The organism is Botrimarina hoheduenensis (assembly GCF_007859815.1).
Lineage (GTDB): Bacteria > Planctomycetota > Planctomycetia > Pirellulales > Lacipirellulaceae > Botrimarina > Botrimarina hoheduenensis.
In genome coordinates, this window is record NZ_SJPH01000004.1 from 166,235 (window position 1) to 184,088 (window position 17,854).

General features: G+C 62.4%; 17 protein-coding genes. 8 read left to right on the top strand and 9 right to left on the bottom strand.

Annotated elements, in window-relative coordinates; genetic code table 11:
* The first annotated feature begins 65 nt into the window (after positions 1-65).
* A complete protein-coding gene (locus tag Pla111_RS10715; RefSeq protein ID WP_146574206.1) occupies positions 66-503 on the top strand; it encodes a hypothetical protein in 438 nt (145 codons plus the stop codon).
* A 36-nt stretch (positions 504-539) separates the two neighbouring features.
* Here Pla111_RS10715 and Pla111_RS10720 read toward each other — a convergent pair whose 3' ends face one another.
* Entirely contained in the window at positions 540-1,091 is a 552-nt protein-coding gene (locus tag Pla111_RS10720) for a Fur family transcriptional regulator (RefSeq protein WP_146574208.1), read from the bottom strand.
* 247 nt (positions 1,092-1,338) lie between these two features.
* Entirely contained in the window at positions 1,339-1,644 is a 306-nt protein-coding gene (locus Pla111_RS10725) for a flagellar biosynthesis anti-sigma factor FlgM (protein ID WP_146574210.1), read from the bottom strand.
* A gap of 685 nt (positions 1,645-2,329) precedes the next feature.
* Between Pla111_RS10725 and Pla111_RS10730 the strand changes: the two genes are divergently transcribed.
* Positions 2,330-2,518, top strand: a complete 189-nt coding sequence (locus tag Pla111_RS10730) for a hypothetical protein (protein WP_146574212.1) — start codon at positions 2,330-2,332, stop codon at positions 2,516-2,518.
* A gap of 109 nt (positions 2,519-2,627) precedes the next feature.
* Positions 2,628-3,557, top strand: a complete 930-nt coding sequence (gene ispH, locus Pla111_RS10735; RefSeq protein WP_146574214.1) for a 4-hydroxy-3-methylbut-2-enyl diphosphate reductase — start codon at positions 2,628-2,630, stop codon at positions 3,555-3,557.
* Between the two features lie 7 nt (positions 3,558-3,564).
* Here the strand turns inward: ispH and Pla111_RS10740 are convergent, their stop codons facing one another.
* Complete coding sequence (locus tag Pla111_RS10740) at positions 3,565-4,413, bottom strand: ABC transporter permease (RefSeq protein WP_146574216.1); 849 nt, start codon at positions 4,411-4,413, stop codon at positions 3,565-3,567.
* 6 nt (positions 4,414-4,419) lie between these two features.
* Entirely contained in the window at positions 4,420-5,307 is an 888-nt protein-coding gene (locus Pla111_RS10745; RefSeq protein ID WP_315851486.1) for an ABC transporter permease, read from the bottom strand.
* A gap of 338 nt (positions 5,308-5,645) precedes the next feature.
* Here Pla111_RS10745 and Pla111_RS10750 point away from each other — a divergent pair, with 338 nt between their 5' ends.
* Together Pla111_RS10750 and Pla111_RS10755 are read left to right on the top strand one after the other, a co-directional pair.
* A complete protein-coding gene (locus Pla111_RS10750) occupies positions 5,646-6,461 on the top strand; it encodes a formylglycine-generating enzyme family protein (RefSeq protein WP_197524949.1) in 816 nt (271 codons plus the stop codon).
* Positions 6,458-7,270 carry a formylglycine-generating enzyme family protein gene (locus Pla111_RS10755; RefSeq protein ID WP_146574220.1) on the top strand — a complete coding sequence of 271 codons (813 nt, stop codon included), beginning with the start codon at positions 6,458-6,460 and terminating at the stop codon, positions 7,268-7,270. The genes Pla111_RS10750 and Pla111_RS10755 overlap by 4 nt, the downstream gene beginning before the upstream one ends.
* 29 nt (positions 7,271-7,299) lie before the next feature.
* On the opposite strand, the gene Pla111_RS10760 is transcribed toward Pla111_RS10755, so the two are convergent.
* Positions 7,300-8,328 carry an ABC transporter ATP-binding protein gene (locus Pla111_RS10760; RefSeq protein ID WP_146574222.1) on the bottom strand — a complete coding sequence of 343 codons (1,029 nt, stop codon included), beginning with the start codon at positions 8,326-8,328 and terminating at the stop codon, positions 7,300-7,302.
* Positions 8,329-8,482: 154 nt separating this feature from the next.
* On the opposite strand from Pla111_RS10760, the gene Pla111_RS10765 reads away from it, so the two are divergent.
* Complete coding sequence (locus Pla111_RS10765) at positions 8,483-8,662, top strand: hypothetical protein (RefSeq protein WP_146574224.1); 180 nt, start codon at positions 8,483-8,485, stop codon at positions 8,660-8,662.
* A gap of 54 nt (positions 8,663-8,716) precedes the next feature.
* Complete coding sequence (locus tag Pla111_RS10770; protein ID WP_146574226.1) at positions 8,717-9,517, top strand: hypothetical protein; 801 nt, start codon at positions 8,717-8,719, stop codon at positions 9,515-9,517.
* A 17-nt stretch (positions 9,518-9,534) separates the two neighbouring features.
* Here Pla111_RS10770 and Pla111_RS10775 read toward each other — a convergent pair whose 3' ends face one another.
* The 3 genes from Pla111_RS10775 to secA are packed head-to-tail and all read right to left on the bottom strand — an operon-like array spanning position 9,535 to position 14,897.
* Positions 9,535-10,884: a 3-deoxy-D-manno-octulosonic acid transferase gene (locus Pla111_RS10775; protein WP_146574228.1), complete on the bottom strand. Its 1,350-nt coding sequence runs from the start codon at positions 10,882-10,884 to the stop codon at positions 9,535-9,537.
* A 41-nt stretch (positions 10,885-10,925) separates the two neighbouring features.
* Positions 10,926-11,171 (bottom strand): hypothetical protein, encoded by a 246-nt coding sequence (locus Pla111_RS10780; protein WP_146574230.1) that lies wholly within the window; start codon positions 11,169-11,171, stop codon positions 10,926-10,928.
* 39 nt (positions 11,172-11,210) lie between these two features.
* Entirely contained in the window at positions 11,211-14,897 is a 3,687-nt protein-coding gene (gene secA / locus Pla111_RS10785; protein ID WP_146574232.1) for a preprotein translocase subunit SecA, read from the bottom strand.
* 692 nt (positions 14,898-15,589) lie between these two features.
* Between secA and Pla111_RS10790 the strand changes: the two genes are divergently transcribed.
* On the top strand, positions 15,590-16,951 hold the full coding sequence (locus Pla111_RS10790) for a tetratricopeptide repeat protein (RefSeq protein ID WP_146574234.1): 1,362 nt from the start codon (positions 15,590-15,592) through the stop codon (positions 16,949-16,951).
* 287 nt (positions 16,952-17,238) lie between these two features.
* Here the strand turns inward: Pla111_RS10790 and Pla111_RS10795 are convergent, their stop codons facing one another.
* Entirely contained in the window at positions 17,239-17,766 is a 528-nt protein-coding gene (locus Pla111_RS10795) for a hypothetical protein (protein ID WP_146574236.1), read from the bottom strand.
* Positions 17,767-17,854: the final 88 nt, after the last annotated feature.

Genomic DNA, 17,854 nt, shown 5'->3' on the forward strand with positions numbered 1-17,854 from the left:
CTAGAGGCTTAGCCTCTAATTAAATACGACCCAGAGCTTCACTCGTTTCGCCGAAGGTAGCATTCATGGAGATCGATGATCCGATCGTTGCCTTCATCGGGGAAAGCAATCTGGAAGCGATCCAGGTAGCGCAGATGCTAATCGACCAAGGCCTTTCCGCTCATGCAGAAGCGGACGAGTCGGTTGTTGGTTTGTGGGCCTTTGGCAAGCTTCCCCAAATACATCAGCCGCGGGTTTGGATTGGCAAGAAAGATCAGGAAGAAGCCCGCGACATTCTGGCAACCTACGAGCAGAAGAAAAGAGAACGACGCAAGAACGCCATGGCGGCCGGCGATGCGACGGTCGAGGCCCTGTGTGAGGAATGTGGTAAGTCTTCGACCTACCCCTCTAAATTTAGTGGCACGGTGCAAGAGTGCCGTCATTGTCGAGCCAATCTCGACGTCGGCGAATTCGACTGGCCGTATGACGATCCCGAAGCGATCGAGAGCGCTGACGAGGAATAACGCCCCCCCCTCTCACTCTGATCCCCTCCCGCGGAATTAGATCAGATCCAGCGGCGAGCGGCGGCGGTGGCGTTTGGCGGCGCAGTCCGGGCAGATGCCGGTCAGGATCAGCCGGCGTCCGCCTGTCAGGCGGAACCCGTTCTCGCTGGCCACCTCCTCGCAGAGGGCGTCCATCGCCTCGCTGCGGAACTCCACCAGCTGATTGCACGCCTCGCAGTGCAGATGATCGTGCTGGGGGTAGCCATAATCGTGTTCGTACACGCTCCGGCCGCCGAGCGTCATCTTGCGCAGGAGGCCCGCCTCGACCAGCTCGTCGAGCGCTCGGTAGACAGTCGCTCGACTGACCCGGGCAGCGCTGGAACGGGACTCGGTCGCCTTGGCGTCGAGCTGATCGATCAGCTCGTCCGCGTCGAAGTGCGAGTGACTGGCAAAGACGTGATCGATCAGCACCCGCCGCTGCTGAGTGGTCCGCTTGCCCTTGCTCTGCAGGTACTCCTCGAACCGCTGCTGCGGGGTCATCGAGACCCGCACCTGTCCCAGCGGGTGCTTAGCCGATGAGGACTTAGCGGTCGAAGAGGGCGAGATCATCCGGTCTGCTGTCACAATGGTCGTGGAAAGCGGAGCAATGCCGCCACTGGCACCGCCCGCTAGCACCGATCATAGGCCGACGAGGGCCGGCAAACAACAATCAGCCCGCCAGCAGGCTGCGCAGGCGAAGGCAAAGGCGCAGGCGAAGGGATGCAAGCGAAGGCAGCGCACCGCAGCAGCCTCGGGGCGATGACGGGCTGCGTTCCGCGGCTTGGCAAAAGTGCTCCGCGCGAGTTTAGGCGGAGCCTCAGCCGATCTCGTCGAGCAGGCGACTCAGGGCGGCGTCCATCCGCTCGGCGGTGTCGTACCCGCCGCCGGCGATCTGGGCACGCAGCTGGTTCACCAGTTCCGACCGGACGGGGGTCGAGGCCTTTTCGGCAGCGCGGGTTTCGGCGGCCTCGGCGAGGCGGGCGGCCTCGGCGGCCGCGGGCGAGATCTCGACCTGGTCGGGGGCTTGGGTCCGGGGTGCCGGGCCTGTCGCCGAGTTCGGGCGGAAGTGCGGGCCCTTGAGAGCCTGGGGGCCGTGGGCCTGGTTCGGACCGTAAATCTGCATCGAAAGAGACTCCTCGCTCGCGTGACGCCGGTGCCTTCCCACACGGGGGAAGAGCACGACGTTTCTTGATGGTGGTGCGGATCGGTTTGCGGATCGGGTGAGCGCCTCGCCCCTGCGGGAGAGCCGCTCGCAGCTGGTACGCAGGCGGCTTGCGCCACCCGCCCCTCGGGTGTGCCGACCAGGTTTTGGTCGCCACGACTCTGTGGGCCCGATCCGTGGACCTGTCGCTCGCGCCGGTGGGCTGAGCGACTCCCGCCTCCATGTGGCGGAACGCTGCGTTGGCGGGGCGTTTCTCCCCGATAAGGGGGGAACGACTCCGCTTGGGCAGCGATCTTGCGATGAGTCTGAAGCGTTGAATCGGCCAGGTTTTCACCCCGACTGCAACGAAACGGACTCGGCACCGATCATCCCACTGACGCTCAGTTTGACGCGCCGAACGAATGATACGCCGGCATGTTGAAACGGGGCAACGTCGGCTGCCGATATCCGTGTTGCGTCTGGGCAACACGGGCCTGCCAGAAACCGCCCCGTGGAGCACCGCTAGCGGCGTTCCGCGGAGCGAACCCGAACCCTGGCGGCGTGTCCTTCGTAATGCAAGTACTCGATCCGATCGGTCCAGCCCGCAGGGCCCGCAACCGCCGGATCTACCTCACGCCCCTGCGGGGGCCCGGAGAAAGGGCGACCCATGTCCAGTGACGCCGTCAATGACAGCATCTATGTCGTCGAGGCGGTCCCCCACCTGCAGCCCATCCGGCTGCCGGCCGAGGCGTTTCAGCGGCTTCACCGCGTGAATTCCCAGCGGCTCGACGCGTTTGTGGCGGCCCACCTGGAACGCTTTCCGCAGCAAGCAGGCGGTTGGGTTCGCAAACGCTAGCAGGGCACCCGGGACGCGGTGGCGTCGAAGGCCTAGAATCCGGTTCTTAGAATCCGGCTACAGGCCGCTCTTGCGCCACCACTCCCCTCCGACGCCTCTGTGATGCCCTATGAAGGTTTTGCTCGCCAGCCCCCGCGGCTTCTGCGCCGGCGTGAACATGGCGATCGAATCGCTCGAACTCGCGCTGCGGGCTTTTGGGGCCCCGATCTACGTCTACCACGAGATCGTCCACAATCAGTACGTGGTGCGACACTTCGAGTCGCGCGGCGTGGAGTTTATCAACGCGATCGATGAAGCCCCGCCCGGCTCAACGCTGTTATTCTCAGCCCACGGCGTCTCGCCAGCGATCCGCCAGCAAGCCGCCAACCGCCAGCTACGGGCGATCGACGCTACGTGCCCGCTGGTTACCAAGGTGCACCTGGAAGCGATCAAGTACGCCAAAGAGGGACGCACGATCGTGCTGATCGGCCATGAAGGGCACGACGAAGTGATCGGCACCATGGGCGAAGCGCCCGAGGCGATCGTCCTGGTCGAATCGCCCGAGGACGTTGATCGTTTGCAGGTTGCCGATCCGCAAAACTTGGCCTATCTCACGCAGACCACGCTCAGCGTTGATGACACCAGCCGGATCATCGCGCGGCTCAAAGAGCGCTTTCCCGCGATCATCGGCCCCCCCAAGGCGGACATCTGCTACGCGACCCAAAACCGCCAAGAGGCGGTCGCATTGCTCTCGGCGGAAGTCGATCTGACGCTCGTGCTGGGCAGCCAAAACAGCTCCAACAGCCAACGGCTCGCTGAGCTCTCAAAAGAACGGGGCATCGCGGCTTACCTGATCGATGGCCCCGACGATCTGCGGCCCGAATGGTTCGCGGAAGTCCAAACCGTGCTCGTCACGGCCGGTGCCAGCGCCCCCGAGACGGTTGTCGAAGCGGTGCTGGACTACCTGCGTGACCATTACGCTGCCACGGTCGAGCCACGGTTGGTGCGGGAAGAGAACGTCTCGTTCCCCCTGCCACGTGAGCTGCGTCAGCTGACTTGAGCGGCAGTCAACTGCTCGCCGAGCGGTAACTTTCTAGCGCCCGCTTGAACAGCCAGCGGCTGAACGTTAGCCCGGCCACGGTGGCCAGGAGCGCATACCCTGCCAGGTAGGCCGAGTCCGCGTCGAGCGGCTTGGCCATGAGCTGGGCCGGCACGTTGATCACCACCAAGATGGGGATCAGGTACGTGAACGCCAGGCGTAGGCCGTCGCCGAGCGTCGAGCCGCCGTAGATCTCCATCGGGTAACGCGAGAAGCTCGTGATATAGAACCAGAAGTCGTAGAGCGACTGGTTTCGCCCGAGCCAGATGCTGGTCGCAGCGAGGGTCATCATCACGCTATAGAGCAGCAGCACTCCCGCGATGAGATACAAAGGGTACAGGCAGGCCCCGAGCAGCGTCGGTTGTCCGGGCAGCTGCCCGAGAGAAACGACCAACAAGCCGAGCGCCACAATAAAGTTGCCGGCCGAGGACCAGTTGATTTTGCGCAGTGAGAGCAAGAACTGCGTATCGATCGGCTTGAGCAGCGCAAAGTCGAGCCCCCCTGTACGCACGAGTTCGCTCAGCTCCTGCATGTTGGGCATGAAGAAGACCTGCACCATGCTGTTGACCAGGATGGTCGTCGCGATGAAGACGAAGAACTGGTACTGGCCCCACCCGGCGATGGCGTCGGTGAATTGATAGATCAGCAGGTAGAAACCCAGGTTCATAAAAACCCAGACCGACCCCGTGACGAGCTCGATCAAAAAGTTCGAGCGAAACGTCATGTCGCGGATCAGGCTGTTTTGCGCGAACATGAAGAACAGCCGCACATAATCCAGCAACGAATGCGGCGGAGGGGGAGCGGCGTTTTGCGACATGATTGTTTAGCCCCCGTATCCGCTGTAACGCTTCATGCCCGCGTGCATGCTCCAGCGGCACGTCATGAAGAAGAATAGGACCCAGCCGGCTTGCAAGGCCAATCCGCGCAGGACGGCTTCGTCGTCGAGCTTGCCCAGGTACACGGCGGCCGGAAAGTACGCCAAGTACTGCAACGGCTGATAGGCCAGAACCGCCGCCAGGGGCTTGGGCAGCGACCCGTTCAAGAACTCCAGCGGGAACATATGACCGCTGAAGAAGAAGTTAAACAGCATGTAAACGAACAACAACGAGCTCACTTCGAGGAACCAAAACCCGATCATGCCGAGCGTGGCTTCCAGAAAGAAGCCGAGCGCAAAACCCATGCCCAGCGCGAGCACAAAAGCCGCAAAGCGAGACGCACTGGGCCACTCGGGAAAGTAATCGCCGCACAGCCAGAAAACCAACGCGAACGGGCCGATCGCCACCGTGTAGTACACCAGCTTGTGTGCCAGGCGGGCGGCGAGGCAAAAACCGATCAGGTCGATCGGCTGGATCATAAACTTCTTGATCTCGCCCGTGCGGATCTGTGCCGCGATGCCCGAGGCCAGCCCCGGCATGCTGCTCAGCGCGCGACCGAGCATGGTCAGCAGGTAGTACGCCACAACGTCGTCACGCGTGTACCCGCGGATAGCGCCATCGCCGGTTTTCGCGCTGGCGAAAACCGCGGTCCACAAGAACACCTGCGTGACGATCGGCAGGAACCGCATCAAGGTCCCCAACGCGAAATCGCCCCGATAGACGAGGCGTTCCTCGATACAGGTGCGGAAGATTGTCCACCAAGCCGATCGGGCGGTCGGCGTGGTCTGAGTTGAGAGCGTGGCGGACATCGGCGTGGGGTTGGTAGAACCGGGCATTAGTTGCTTGCCACGCCGCTTGCTCGCGGTTTACGCTCGGTGGAGCGCTCGATAGGGGGACAGGCAACTCTCCCCCCCACTCAGCGATTCATATTGTTCGGGGCAAATCCTTGATGAACCGCCGCGCCAAAGAACGTATGCCTAAGCTGCGACAATTGTATTTGAGCGCATGCCGATTCGGCCGAGATCGCCGCACGCGCGACCATTCAACCCCAATCTCAACCGCTCTTGTTGGCACGCCGGTGGAGAGATCGGGAGTGAGCGGCTTGGCAAGCGTGCCTCAATCTGTTCTACCCCGGCAGTCCGAGCTGATTCAGTTGTTTGCGAAACTGATCATAGTGCTGAACGCCGCCCGGGGAAATGCGGGGGGCCCCGCCGCTTTCAAAGACGCGCAGGTCCAAGAGGTAAACAATGCAGTCGTCGTAACACTGCCGGACGGTAGCCTGATGCGGTTTCGGAAGATTGAGGCAGGCTCTTTCTTGCAAGGCAGCCCAGCGGATGAGGTTGGTCGCGACCCCGACGAATCACCGCAACGCGAAGTTACGATCAGCAAATCCTTCTATTTGGGCGTCACCGAAGTAACGCAACGCCAGTGGATCGCGCTCGGCGGCAACAACCCCTCTGCTTTCCAGCAGCCTGATCCGACTGGCGGTGACCCGCTGGAACGTCCTGTCGAGTCGGTCAGTTGGCAGGAATGCCTCTCCTACGCCAAGCGACTTGGCGAGCGCTGTAGCGGAAAGTTCCGTCTGCCTACCGAAGCCGAATGGGAATACGCCTGTCGCGCGGGGACCAAGACACGCTTTGCTTACGGCGAAGCCCCCCAGCGCTGGATGAGTTACCGCCACGCGTGGGTCAATAATAACTCTGAGGCAACAACGCATCCGGTCGCGCAGAAGCCGGCTAATCCGTGGGGCATCTACGACTTACACGGGAGCGTTTGGGAGTGGTGCAGCGACTACTACGGGCCCTACTCGGCCACCCCTGCAGCCGATCCGCACGGCCCAATCAACGGTACTAGCCGAGTTTTTCGCGGCGGCAGCTGGTTCGACCTGCCACCGAGCTGCCGATCGGCAAACCGTCATCGCCACGCTCCCAACCGACGCTACACGGCGATCGGGCTACGGCTCATCTACGAAGCTGAGGAACAACCATGATCCGCTGGATATTATTCTGGCTTAGCATGAGTGGCATCGCTGCGGCAGAACCTGACGTATTTGAGGTTGCGCTGCCCGGCGGCTTAAAAATGGAGTTTGTCGAAATTCCAGCGGGCGATTTTGTTCGGGGTAGCCCCAAAGAAGAGCTAGGACGGCAATCCGATGAGACACCCGAACACCGCGTGACTATCTCCCAGCCGTTCCGTGTTGGTAGGTACGAAGTGACACAAGCGCAGTGGGTTGCGGTGACCGGCGACAATCCATCCACTTTCGCTCGCTACACCGAATCGCCACAGCTACCGGTAGAACGCATCACTTGGGATGAAGCGGTTGCTTACGCCGAGCGCCTGACCCAGATCGCCACGGGGGCTTTCCGCTTACCCTCCGAGGCAGAGTGGGAATACGTATGCCGAGCAGGGACGACAACGCGTTTTCCGTGGGGATCTGATATTGAGCATCGTGATCTACCAAGCTATGGGTGGTACTACCCGTTGTCCGAAGGGCGTTCCCGGCCGGTTGGGACAAAGCTGCCTAACGCCTGGGGGCTGTACGACCTTCACGGCGGGGTCTGGGAATGGTGTCGCGATGGCTTTGAGCCCTACCCAGTACACGCGGTAACGGATCCCCAAGGCGCGTCCACTAATGATCTGAAAATTATCCGCGGGGGCAGCTGGTTCAATGAACCTGAGGCGTTGCGATCTGCAAACCGCCATCGGCACGCCCGCGATTCACGGCTCTCGAACCTTGGCTTCCGTTTAGTTTGGATACCGTCGTGCGAGCCCCACGGCAGTGTCTCGCAGACGCCATGAACCGCTGCAGCGCCTAACACCACGACGATTCACGGCTCAACGCTAGTAGATGGTACCAAGAGTTTGCGAGACTCCGTGACCTCTTCCGCCTCGGCGAACGCGTCGGCGATCACCTCCTCAAGCGGCGGGTCTTCAACGCTGACGTCCGCGACCGCGTAACTGCCCAGCACGCTCGAAAGCACCTTGGCGATTTCTTCACGCTGGATCTTGAGGCGGATCTTCGGTGGCTCGATCGAAAGCACCTCGCCATAGCGCGCGAGGTCGGAGGGCATCTGATCGTCGGTAAACTGGAGCGACAACACCTTGTGACCGCTAAACCGATCGACGATCCCCGCGAGCGAACCGTCGTACATCAGCCTGCCCTGCGCGATGATCACCACTCGGCGGCACAGGGCTTCGATATCTTTCATGTAGTGACTTGTCAGCAGGATCGTGGTCTTACGCTCGCGCTGGTAACGCTTGAGAAACTGCTGGATGTTGTGCTGCGCGATCACGTCTAGACCGATGGTTGGCTCGTCCAGGAAGAGCACCTCCGGCTCGTGCAGCAGCGCGGCAATCAGCTCCATCTTCATGCGCTCGCCGAGCGACAGCTCGCGCACGGGCTGGTTCAGCAACCCCTCGACATCCAGCAGCTCGGTCAGCTCGGCCATCGTTCGGTCGAACGCTGCGGGGGCCAACCGGTAGATCTGCTGGTGCAGTCGGAACGACTCGGCCGCGGGCAGGTCCCACCACAATTGATTCTTCTGACCCATCACCAGCGCAAAGCGGCGGCGGTACTCGTTCGAGCGTTCCCAGGGGACATAACCCATGACCGTCGCGCGGCCCGAGGTGGGGCTAATCACGCCCGAAAGCAGCTTGAGCGTGGTGGTCTTGCCCGCCCCGTTGGGGCCGAGGAACGCCACAAACTCGCCCTGTTCGACGGTCAGGTCGATCCCCTTCACGGCCTGAACATCGCGATACTCGCGGTGGAATAGCCCCCGGATCGAAGCGGCAAGCCCCTCCTTTTTCTGGTAAACGCGGTACGACTTGCGGAGATCGCGGATCTCGATAATGGCCATGCGACTGATTGTAGGCGGCGAGCCGCCTTTCCGCAGGACGGCGGGCGAGCTAGGCTTAAGCGTTGAGCCAACCGATGTGGTTTTTACTTTGAATCGGGTTTGCCGAATGCCGGTAACCCGACAATGCGTCTTAGCCTCTTCCCCTGCCACGACCATGCTCCCCAGCATCAAGATCTCGCTGCCGATTTTGTTTCTTCTGTGGTGTGCCGCGGGTTTTTGGAAGATGGGCGGCCCGGTGATGCTGGCCTACCCTGCAATGTGGCTCGGAGTGGCGGTGTTGTTCTTGGTGGTGACCAAGCTGTTGGGCGTTAGCTCCCCGGCCGACGCCAGCTGAGCCTCGCTCCAGCCGATCGTTCTCCCCCCTCAACGCGAGCCAACTCGGCGCCGCATGAAGCCGCTCGAATCGCTCGAACGCCGCTTCGGCCGTTACGCCGTGCCGAACCTCACGCTGCTGCTTGTTCTCGGGCAGGCGTTTATGTATCTGGCAGCAATGGGTCCCGGCGGGCAGGGACTTATCGAACGCCTCCAGCTTGTGCCGGCGCGAGTGCTTGAGGGAGAGGTCTGGCGTTTGCTGGCGTTCCCGGTCGTACCGCCGCTGCTTTCGCCGCTCTTCTTCGCGATCTATCTGCTCGCGTTCTACTACTTTGGCTCTACGGTCGAGTCGCTGTGGGGGGCGTTTCGGTACAACGTCTACCTGGCGCTTGGGTTCTTGCTCACGGCGGCGGCGGGCTTCATCGAACCCGAGTGGCCCGCTTCTGGCGCTTACGTCCAAACGAGCGTCTTCTTGGCGTTCGCGGCGTTGCTGCCCGACGCTGTGATCCGCATCTACTTCATCTTGCCGGTGAAGGCCCGCTATTTGGCGGCGTTCACCTGGGCCCTCTACGCCTTGCAAGCTGTCGCGGGTGGCTGGTCGACCAGGCTGACGATCGCGGCGGCTGTCACCAACTTTCTGCTGTTCTTCGGGCCGCAAGCCTTTAGCACTTTCAAGCAAGCCAAGCGCAAGCGTGACTTCCGCCGCAAGGTGGACGCCGCCGCCAGTGCCATCCGCCACGAGTGCCGTGTGTGCGGGCTGACCAGCGACATGGCCCCACGCACACGCTTCCGTTACTGCTCGCAGTGCGCGGGGCAGTGTTGTTACTGCCCGGATCACCTGGATAAGCACGAACACGTGCAAGCCGTCGGGCGCTAAGAGACCGGTCCCGCCGGTCAGGCGGCACGACTCGTGCGTTGCTTGCCGGTCGGATGGTCGCCCGCTCTGACGAGCGTCTCAACGAGGTCGCCGGTCCGTCGGGTTGCCCCCAGCTGCGAGAGCACGACCCCCCTGCCCCGTTGGCCGAGTTCGGCAGCCGCCGCGGGCAGCTTAAGGCAGCCGGCGACGAACGCTTCGAGTTGATCTACATCTGCCACCACCCGGGCACCATCGGCCGCGAGCAGCGTCTGGACGATATCGCGGAAGTTTCGCGTGTTGGGACCGAAGCAGGTAGCCACGCCATAGCCCGCCGGTTCGATCATGTTCTGACCACCCCGGTCGCCGAAGCTGCCGCCCACAAAGCCGATATCCGCCAGGCCCCACCAGGCGGAGAGCTCGCCAATGGTGTCAACCAGAATCACCGCGGGCGGCTTGCCGGTGGTTTGGCTTGCGTCGGTCCCGCCCAGCGCCGACCGCCGACACCAAGCCAAGCCGCAACGCCGCAGCAGCGCCGCCACTTCGTCAAACCGCTCAGGGTGCCGCGGCACGATCACCAGTCGCAGCTGGGGGTGCTCCTGCAGCAAACCGGAAAAAATGCTCAGCGCGAGCCCTTCTTCGGGGGCCTGGGTGCTGCCGAGCAGCCACACGGTTTCGCTCGCGCCCCACCCGGTCAACGCGTGAAGCGCTTGGGTGCGGGGGTTGTTACGCTCGGTTTGCGCGCCGTCGTACTTGAGTGACCCGGTAACAACGACTCTCTCACGCTCGGCGCCAAGTTCGCGAAAGCGCTCGGCAGTCGCTTCGTCTTGCGCAGCGATCTTATCGACTAGCGCCAGCACGTGTCGCGACAGCGGCCGCAGGCGTCGGTAGCCCTTGAAGCTGGATTCGCTCAGCCGGCCGTTGAAGATCGCCACGCGGGCACCTTGTCGCTGGGCCGCCGCGATCAGATTGGGCCACAGCTCCAGCTCGGCCAAGAGCAACAAGTCGGGCCGCACGCGACGCATGGCTTCCTCAACCGCCCAGGTGAAGTCGAGCGGGCAGTAGAACACGGTCTGGTCGGTGCCGTATTTCTTTATCGCCAGATCGTAGCCGGTTTTGGTCGTGGTCGAGACGCACAATTCCCACTCGGGCCGACGCTGCTTCAGCTCCGCGATGAGCACACCAATCAGATTCACTTCGCCGACACTGACCGCATGCAACCACACGCACAGGCGCTGACCCTCACGCCGCGGAACCTGGCCGCGGAGTTTCTCCGGCCAGCCGTCGCGGTATTTGCCAGTCTGCCATGCCTGCCACGCGATCCATGGCATCGCCAGAATCAACGCGCAGGCGTAAACGGCGTTCAGCAACCAGCCGAGTGGACGTGGCATGGGAATCCTTTCCCCGGGGCGATTAATAAACTTGTGGGGCTCTAGCGCCTGACAGTTCGGTTGGCATCCAGTTGCATCGCCCGATCCACCTCCATCGGGATGCCGACACTCGATAAGAAGCCTTCTGAGATTACAAGCACGCTCTCGGCTTCTAGCGCTGTCAGCCGCTCTTCAAGTCTTTCGATCCGCTGAAGTTGCCGAGCGTTGATGGTTGCCAGCGCTAGAAGGATCCCCAGGGCCGAAACGCCAAGAAGCGATGCTCTTAAGGACAATCGAAAACGAGGCATTCGGCACCGCCCGAGACATGAGAATCAAAGAACGAGCTCTTACGCCGCGGAGCCCGCGCGCATACAGCACTGTTTGTACTTCTTGCCGCTGCCGCAGGGGCACGGGTCGTTGCGGCCCACACGGTCGTCGTGATTGCGGATCGGTTCGGGTTTGCGGTCGGTGGGCTGATCCGAGCCCTCCAGCGCCGCTTCTTGCTGGGCTTGGATGCCCGACGGTGCCGATTCGTGCTTGGCCTGCGCGTCGGCCCAGGTGCTACCGACAAACTGCTCGTCGAGCTGCTCCATGCGGAACACTAAATCGGTGACGTAGCTGCCGACCGAGTCCCACATGCGGTCGAACATGCGCATCCCCTCGCGCTTGTACTCCACCTTGGGGTCCACCTGCGCGTAGCCCCGCAATCCGATGCTGCTGCGCAGGTGGTCCATCGCCAGCAGGTGTTCCTTCCACCCCTGGTCAAGAATCTGCAACAGCAGCTGCCGCTCCATGCGGCGCATCTCGGGACGGAAGCGATCCTCGATCACCTGCGAGACCTTGCGCTGCGCGGCATCGCGGTCAAGCCGCTTAAGGGCTTCGGTGTCGATCGGCGTGCCGGTCTTGTTGCTGAGCCAGCTCACAAGGTCATCAAGCTTGCCGTTCAGCCCCGCAACCGACCCCAGCGTGGCGAGTTCCGTCTCGGTATCGCTGCCCGCAAACAGCTTCTCAACGCGCGATGCGCCCTCGCCGGCGATCGCCTGTGCGTTGTGATTGCATGTGCGGCTGTGCGCGACCAGAACGCGCCAGATCTCGTCTCGCTGCTTGCTGCGGAACTCCTCGGCGGAGAGCTCGACACCGAAGCGGCGGCCTGCCCATTCGATCAGACCATCGCGATCGAGGGTTTGCGTGCGACCGCCAAAACGGTACAGCCCCACCATCACCGGGTACTCGGCTTCGCGCTGATCGTAGGCCGCCTCGGCACGCTCGAAGGCCAGCTGCTTGATCTGTGCGGTGTCCTTATCGCTAACCTCCTCGGGCGTGATCTCGATCCCAAACTTATCCCGCAGGTAGCCGCACGCTGTGCTCAAGCCGAAGTCCGACGCGAGGAAGCGGGCGGCGTCGCTCAGGTCGATCTTGGCTATCGCCTCGTGGGCCTTGGCGATCAGTTGCTCGGAGAGGTCTTCGCGTCCGATCTTTTTGAGGTCGCGGTCGCGCAGGTTCATGCCAAAGCGGGCGTCGGTCCACTTGGCCAGTGCGGCCCAATTCCACTCGCCCTCTTCGTCGGCTGGCAGATTCTCTTCGATCGCGTCGAAGATCTGCGACTCGGCCATGCGCTCGGCCTCGTCGTGAGCCAGTCGGTCGGCTTCCTCGAAGCTCAGGTTGCGATAGTCACGCGGGTCCAGGGGCACGCCCAAGGCCGAGCCGACCGCCGCGGCGAACGTCTCCACGCCGTAGCGCGGTTCGAGCAGCATATCGAGACGTTTCTCGACCTGCTCGCGGATCGCATCGAGGAGCAGCTCGCGGCAATTAACGCCGTCCAGCACGCGCTGACGGTAGCCATAAACCCGCTTCCGCTGCTCGTCCATTACCTCGTCGTACTCAAGCAGGTTCTTGCGTACCTCGAAGTTGCGCTCCTCGACCTTCTTCTGGGCTCCCTCAATGCGGCGCGTGACCATCTTTGATTCAATGGCTTCGCCCTCTTTCATTCCCAGCCGGGTCAGCATGCCCTTGACCCACTCGCCGGCGAAGATCCGCATCAGGTCGTCTTCAAGCGACAGATAGAAGCGGCTCGAACCCGGGTCGCCTTGGCGACCGCTGCGGCCGCGTAGCTGGAGGTCGATCCGACGGGCTTCGTGCCGCTCGGTACCGACGATGTAGAGCCCGCCGAGCTCCTTGACCTCTTCGCCCATCGCCTTCATATCGTAGTCGCGCTCGATGCGATCAACGAGTTCGTCCCACTCTTCGTTGGGCACGTCGAGGCGCGATTCGTACTTCTCCTGGAGCTGGGCCCAGGCCATCGTCTCGGGGTTGCCGCCCAGCACGATATCGGTGCCGCGACCGGCCATGTTCGTGGCGATGGTGACGGCGGCCTTGCGGCCCGCCTGAGCCACGATCTCCGCCTCGCGTTTGTGCTGCTTCGCGTTGAGCAGTTCGTGCTTGATGCCCCGCTGTTCGAGCAACCGCGAGAGCCGCTCCGACTTCTCGATCGACACCGTGCCGACCAGGATCGGTCGGCCCGGCTTCTGCATGTCGCGGACCTTGGCGCGGGGGATCGAGCGGCGTTCTTTCTTGCCCTCAAGCTCGATCTCGATGGCCTCGTCCGTCTCACTGGTCAGCTTGCCGATAACCCAATCGCCGCTGGTTAGCTCGACCGTGGTGTGTTTGCTTAATCGCTCGATCTCATCTGCGATCGCGACGAACTTTTCTTTCTCCGTGCAGTAGATGACGTCCGGGTGCTCGACGCGCTGCATGGCGCGGTTGGTAGGCACACCGATCACGTCCAGCTTGTAGATGCTCCAAAACTCACCGGCCTCGGTGAGCGCGGTGCCGGTCATGCCGCTGAGCTTGTCGTAGAGCTTGAAGAAGTTTTGCAGCGTGACCGTGGCGAGGGTTTGGTTCTCTTGCTTGATCGTGACGCCCTCTTTGGCCTCGACTGCTTGATGTAAGCCGTCGGACCACTGGCGCCCCTCCATTAAGCGGCCCGTGTGCTCATCAACGATCACCACACGACCGTCCTGAACCACGTAGTTCACGTCACGCTTATAAAGGTAATGTGCCTTCAGCGAGTTATCGATCAGGTGCGGCCATTGCATATTGCCGGCCGTGTAGAAGCTCTCGACACCGGCTTGGCGTTCCGCCTCGCGGACGCCTTCCTCGGTCATGTGAGCCGTGTGCTCTTTCTCCTTAACCTCGAAGTGCACGTCTTTCTTGAGCGCACGCGCAACACGGTCGGCTTTCTGATACTTGGTGATGTCGTCCTGCGCCGGACCGGAAATGATGAGCGGGGTCCGGGCCTCGTCGATGAGGATGTTGTCCACCTCGTCCACGATCGCATAGCAGAGCTTGCCCTGGGCCTGCTGCATGTGTTTGGGGAAGCGGTCGTCGTCTTGCGCCGCCAGCCGCATGTTGTCGCGCAGATAATCGAAGCCGAACTCGTTGTTGGTGCCGTACGTGATGTCGCAGGCGTAGGCCGTCTGTCGTTCATCGGGCTCCATGCCGGCATAAATGGCTCCGACGGTCAGGCCCAGGTTGGTAAACAGCGGGCCCATCCACTCCATGTCGCGGCGTGCCAGATAGTCGTTGACCGTAACCACATGGACCGAACCGGCCAGCGCGTTGAGATAGGCGGGCAGCGTGGCGGTGAGCGTCTTGCCCTCACCGGTCACCATTTCGGCGATGTTGCCATCGTGCAGAATCATGCCGCCGATCAGCTGGACGTCGTAATGGCGCATGCCCAAGTAGCGCCGGCCGGCCTCGCGACAGACCGCGAAACCTTCCACCAGCAAGTCGTTGAGCGTTTCTCCGGCGGCGAGCCGCTCGCGGAAGCGTTTGGTCTGATCGCGCAGCTCTTCGTCGCTCATCGCTTTGTACTTGGCCTCCAACGCACTAATGGCGTCCACCCGCGGCTGCTGCCGCTTGATGTAGCGAGCGTTGGCCGACCCAAAGATGCCGGTGACCGACCGCTCAAAGCGGCCCAGAAGCGCGTTGACGATCGCCCCGAGGATTTCCCAGATGCGTTCGAGGATGGCCATATCTTGGTGGGGTCTAACGTTGAGGAAGGAAAAAGAGCGGTCTAAGCGAGCCTCGGCAGGCGTCGCTATCGCCCCGGCCGGGGCAACGTCGCCCCTGGCTGCCCTTTCGGCAGCGGGTTGGCAGACCGAAGGGGCCGCACACACCGCGGCTCTCAGAGCGCGCTCCGGAAGCTTGCCGACGACGCACCGGCGTAAGGGCACCGGTCGCAGACTGCTCCATTTTTTCGTAAGTATTTGTCTAGCCAAAGCTTATAGCGGTCTCGCGAGGCGGTCAACGTCGTTGCCCGGTCACCACCAAACCGCTGCTGGCCCCTGGCAGGCTGTGCCCGCCGTGGTCGCTAGCCACGTCCGCACACAGCAATTACGCAACCTCCGTACCGCGGGACTGTGAGAACCGGCCGCATGCGGTATGCTTCGCCGCACAGGAAGAGGGAACTTCGCCCGTCGCGATCGCGACCTAGCAGTCTGCCGACGCGCGGCATAACTCCTTTTCAGACATAGACCTACACGCCAGCCGCAGGTGACCGCTGGCGGCCTGGCCCCACCATTGCGGCCGGCCGCACCCCTGCGGTGAGTCACGAGCAGGCACAAGTCGCTCCGCCCCCCGTTAGAAGCCGTCCCGCATAAAAACAAGCACTTCCCCCCCACAAACCGGCCGCGTGCCCGCGCGGATTTGCCCGAGGAACCCCTTTATGACCAGCTCGCTCGCCACTCGGCTTGCCCTTCCCGCCCTTCTACTTGGCCTTGGTTTGGTCGGTTCGGGCCCCGTCTACGGACAAGCCGAGACCAATCTCACGCCCGAGAACCTCATTGGCGATAGCGTCTCCGCACCGGGTGACAGCCGCTACAACGACATCGCCGAGGCAATCCAACGGTTCAACAACCGCGACCAGCTGAGCGCGCGCACGTTCCTCGAGCGGGCCGTCCAGAAGAACCCGAAGCTGGCCCCCGTGGGCGTGCTGATGGCCAAGATGCAGGGCCTGTCCGGCAACGGTGCCGCGGTCCGGCCGGCGCTTGAACAAGCCGTTCAAGAAGACTCGGCAAACGATCCCGAACCCTACTTGCTGCTGGCCGAAGACGCCCTGCAGGGGAGTCGCACGATTGAGGCCGAGGCCTTGTTCGACAAAGCGGCCAAGCTGATCGAAACCTACGAGAACAACGCCAAGCGGAAGCGGCTGTTCATCATCCGTGCCTATCGGGGCAGCGCCGAGATCGCATCACGCCGCGAGAAATGGGAACAAGCCGAGTCCGATCTCCGCACCTGGATTGAGCAAGACCCTGAAGACGCCGCGGCTCAGTCGCGTTTGGGACAAGCACTGTTCATGCTCGATCGTCCGCGCGAGGGCTACGAGGCCTTTGTAAAGGCCAAGCAGCTCAACGCCGATACGCCCAACGCTTTTGTTTCTGCGGCGCTCATGTACGGCCGACTCGGCAAGCAAGCCGAAGCCATGGAGGCTTTCAAGAAGGCCTTCGCCGAGGACGCCGCTAACGAGACGACCCTGGTTGCCTACGCTCAGGCGTTGATCAAGGCGGGCAACATGGCCGAAGCCGACATGGTGCTGACCAAGGCCCGCGCGTCCAACGCCGACTCGCTGAATGTTTGGCTTCTGAGCGGTGTCGCGGCTCGCATGCAGGGTGACCTCAAGACCGCCGAAACCTATCTGATGCGTTCGCTGAGCCTAGCTCCATCTAACCGCGATGTGCTGAACCAACTCGCCCAACTGCTGGTCGAGTCACCCGACCAGGCAGATCGTCAGCGTGCTTTGCAATTTGCGAACATGGGGGCGCAGCTCCACCAGAACAACCCCGACGTGAACATCACGTTAGCGTGGGTTCTGCTGCAGAACGGTCAGGGTGCGCAGGCGACCAACGCCCTCCGCAACGCGATCCAGGGTGGCTCGCTCAGCCCGGACGGCAGCTATCTGTTTGCGAAGATGCTCGCCGCGCGTAACGACAAAGCCAACGCTAAGAAGCTGCTCGAATCGGCAATGACGAACGATCAGGGAATCTTCGTGCAGAAAGAACAGGCCAAGGCTCTGCTCGAGACACTCTGATCCAAGCAGCGGGTACCGCCGATCTGCCTAATCCGCAGAGCGCTAAAATTGCGTACAGCGCATAAAAAAAGGTCATGGCAGGCCGATCCGTCGCCCTGCCATGACCTTTGTCCTGAAGCAAAACACGAGCCGTGTTTCGCCCTCCCACTTAAGGGATCGGCCAACGGTGACAGGGGAGTTCAGCCTGAGTTGCAGCCGCGAGCGGCTGGATCCAGTTTCCAGGCCCGGCGCGTCAAGCTGTAACGGTTAGCGGTGAGTGTGACGCTAGGCCGGCGGCACCGCTCTACCTACGGGGTAGGCGTTGCGACTGCCGGAGTGCCGAGCGTTTGATTTTCAAGCGATTGGTTGCCGAGCGACTGCAGCGCGTCTAGCCAAACGCTACCGGCAGGGGTTTGTGGCACCGCTGCGGTCGGTACGCTCAGCCGCGGGGTGTTGGCTTGGTCCAACGGGATCACTCCCAGCCTTTGCCCCTCGGCGGGCTCGACGGCGTCGTCCGCAGCGAATAATTCATGATTGACGACCGGGCCCGGTGCCGCTCCGTAGGGTAGGCGATAGCCGTTCTCAACCCGGCTTCCAAGCTGACGAAGTTCATTGCGACACGGTCCGTACAAGCGGCAGTCGCAGTAGCCGCGATGGCCCGGATCGCACTGCCAGTAAACGTTGTGGCTCCGCTGCGACGTGGTAGACGGCAAACGCATGCCGTTGGTGTAGGTCACGACCGGATCTTGCCAGAACGGAACCTCCGCCGCATCGATCGTGAGCCCCCCCAAGCCCATCGCTACACAGCACAGCAATCGGTTTCGGATTGAGAGCATCTTCTCACGCCTCCGCAGCGGGCATCCGTCGCACGACCGCGGGGCCGTGTCATGCGAAAGTCTTGCCGCGCAGGCGTGTCGTGCGTGG

What these genes read in the sequence shown, in the direction of transcription:
- Pla111_RS10720 (WP_146574208.1), bottom strand. Translation starts at nt 1,091, where the DNA reads ATGATCTCGCCCTCTTCGACCGCTAAGTCCTCATCGGCTAAGCACCCG.
- Pla111_RS10715 (WP_146574206.1), top strand. Translation starts at nt 66, where the DNA reads ATGGAGATCGATGATCCGATCGTTGCCTTCATCGGGGAAAGCAATCTG.
- secA (WP_146574232.1), bottom strand. Translation starts at nt 14,897, where the DNA reads ATGGCCATCCTCGAACGCATCTGGGAAATCCTCGGGGCGATCGTCAAC.
- Pla111_RS10745 (WP_315851486.1), bottom strand. Translation starts at nt 5,307, where the DNA reads ATGCCCGGTTCTACCAACCCCACGCCGATGTCCGCCACGCTCTCAACT.
- Pla111_RS10795 (WP_146574236.1), bottom strand. Translation starts at nt 17,766, where the DNA reads ATGCTCTCAATCCGAAACCGATTGCTGTGCTGTGTAGCGATGGGCTTG.
- Pla111_RS10770 (WP_146574226.1), top strand. Translation starts at nt 8,717, where the DNA reads ATGAAGCCGCTCGAATCGCTCGAACGCCGCTTCGGCCGTTACGCCGTG.
- Pla111_RS10725 (WP_146574210.1), bottom strand. Translation starts at nt 1,644, where the DNA reads ATGCAGATTTACGGTCCGAACCAGGCCCACGGCCCCCAGGCTCTCAAG.
- Pla111_RS10790 (WP_146574234.1), top strand. Translation starts at nt 15,590, where the DNA reads ATGACCAGCTCGCTCGCCACTCGGCTTGCCCTTCCCGCCCTTCTACTT.
- Pla111_RS10730 (WP_146574212.1), top strand. Translation starts at nt 2,330, where the DNA reads ATGTCCAGTGACGCCGTCAATGACAGCATCTATGTCGTCGAGGCGGTC.
- Pla111_RS10755 (WP_146574220.1), top strand. Translation starts at nt 6,458, where the DNA reads ATGATCCGCTGGATATTATTCTGGCTTAGCATGAGTGGCATCGCTGCG.
- Pla111_RS10765 (WP_146574224.1), top strand. Translation starts at nt 8,483, where the DNA reads ATGCTCCCCAGCATCAAGATCTCGCTGCCGATTTTGTTTCTTCTGTGG.
- ispH (WP_146574214.1), top strand. Translation starts at nt 2,628, where the DNA reads ATGAAGGTTTTGCTCGCCAGCCCCCGCGGCTTCTGCGCCGGCGTGAAC.
- Pla111_RS10740 (WP_146574216.1), bottom strand. Translation starts at nt 4,413, where the DNA reads ATGTCGCAAAACGCCGCTCCCCCTCCGCCGCATTCGTTGCTGGATTAT.
- Pla111_RS10780 (WP_146574230.1), bottom strand. Translation starts at nt 11,171, where the DNA reads ATGCCTCGTTTTCGATTGTCCTTAAGAGCATCGCTTCTTGGCGTTTCG.
- Pla111_RS10775 (WP_146574228.1), bottom strand. Translation starts at nt 10,884, where the DNA reads ATGCCACGTCCACTCGGCTGGTTGCTGAACGCCGTTTACGCCTGCGCG.
- Pla111_RS10760 (WP_146574222.1), bottom strand. Translation starts at nt 8,328, where the DNA reads ATGGCCATTATCGAGATCCGCGATCTCCGCAAGTCGTACCGCGTTTAC.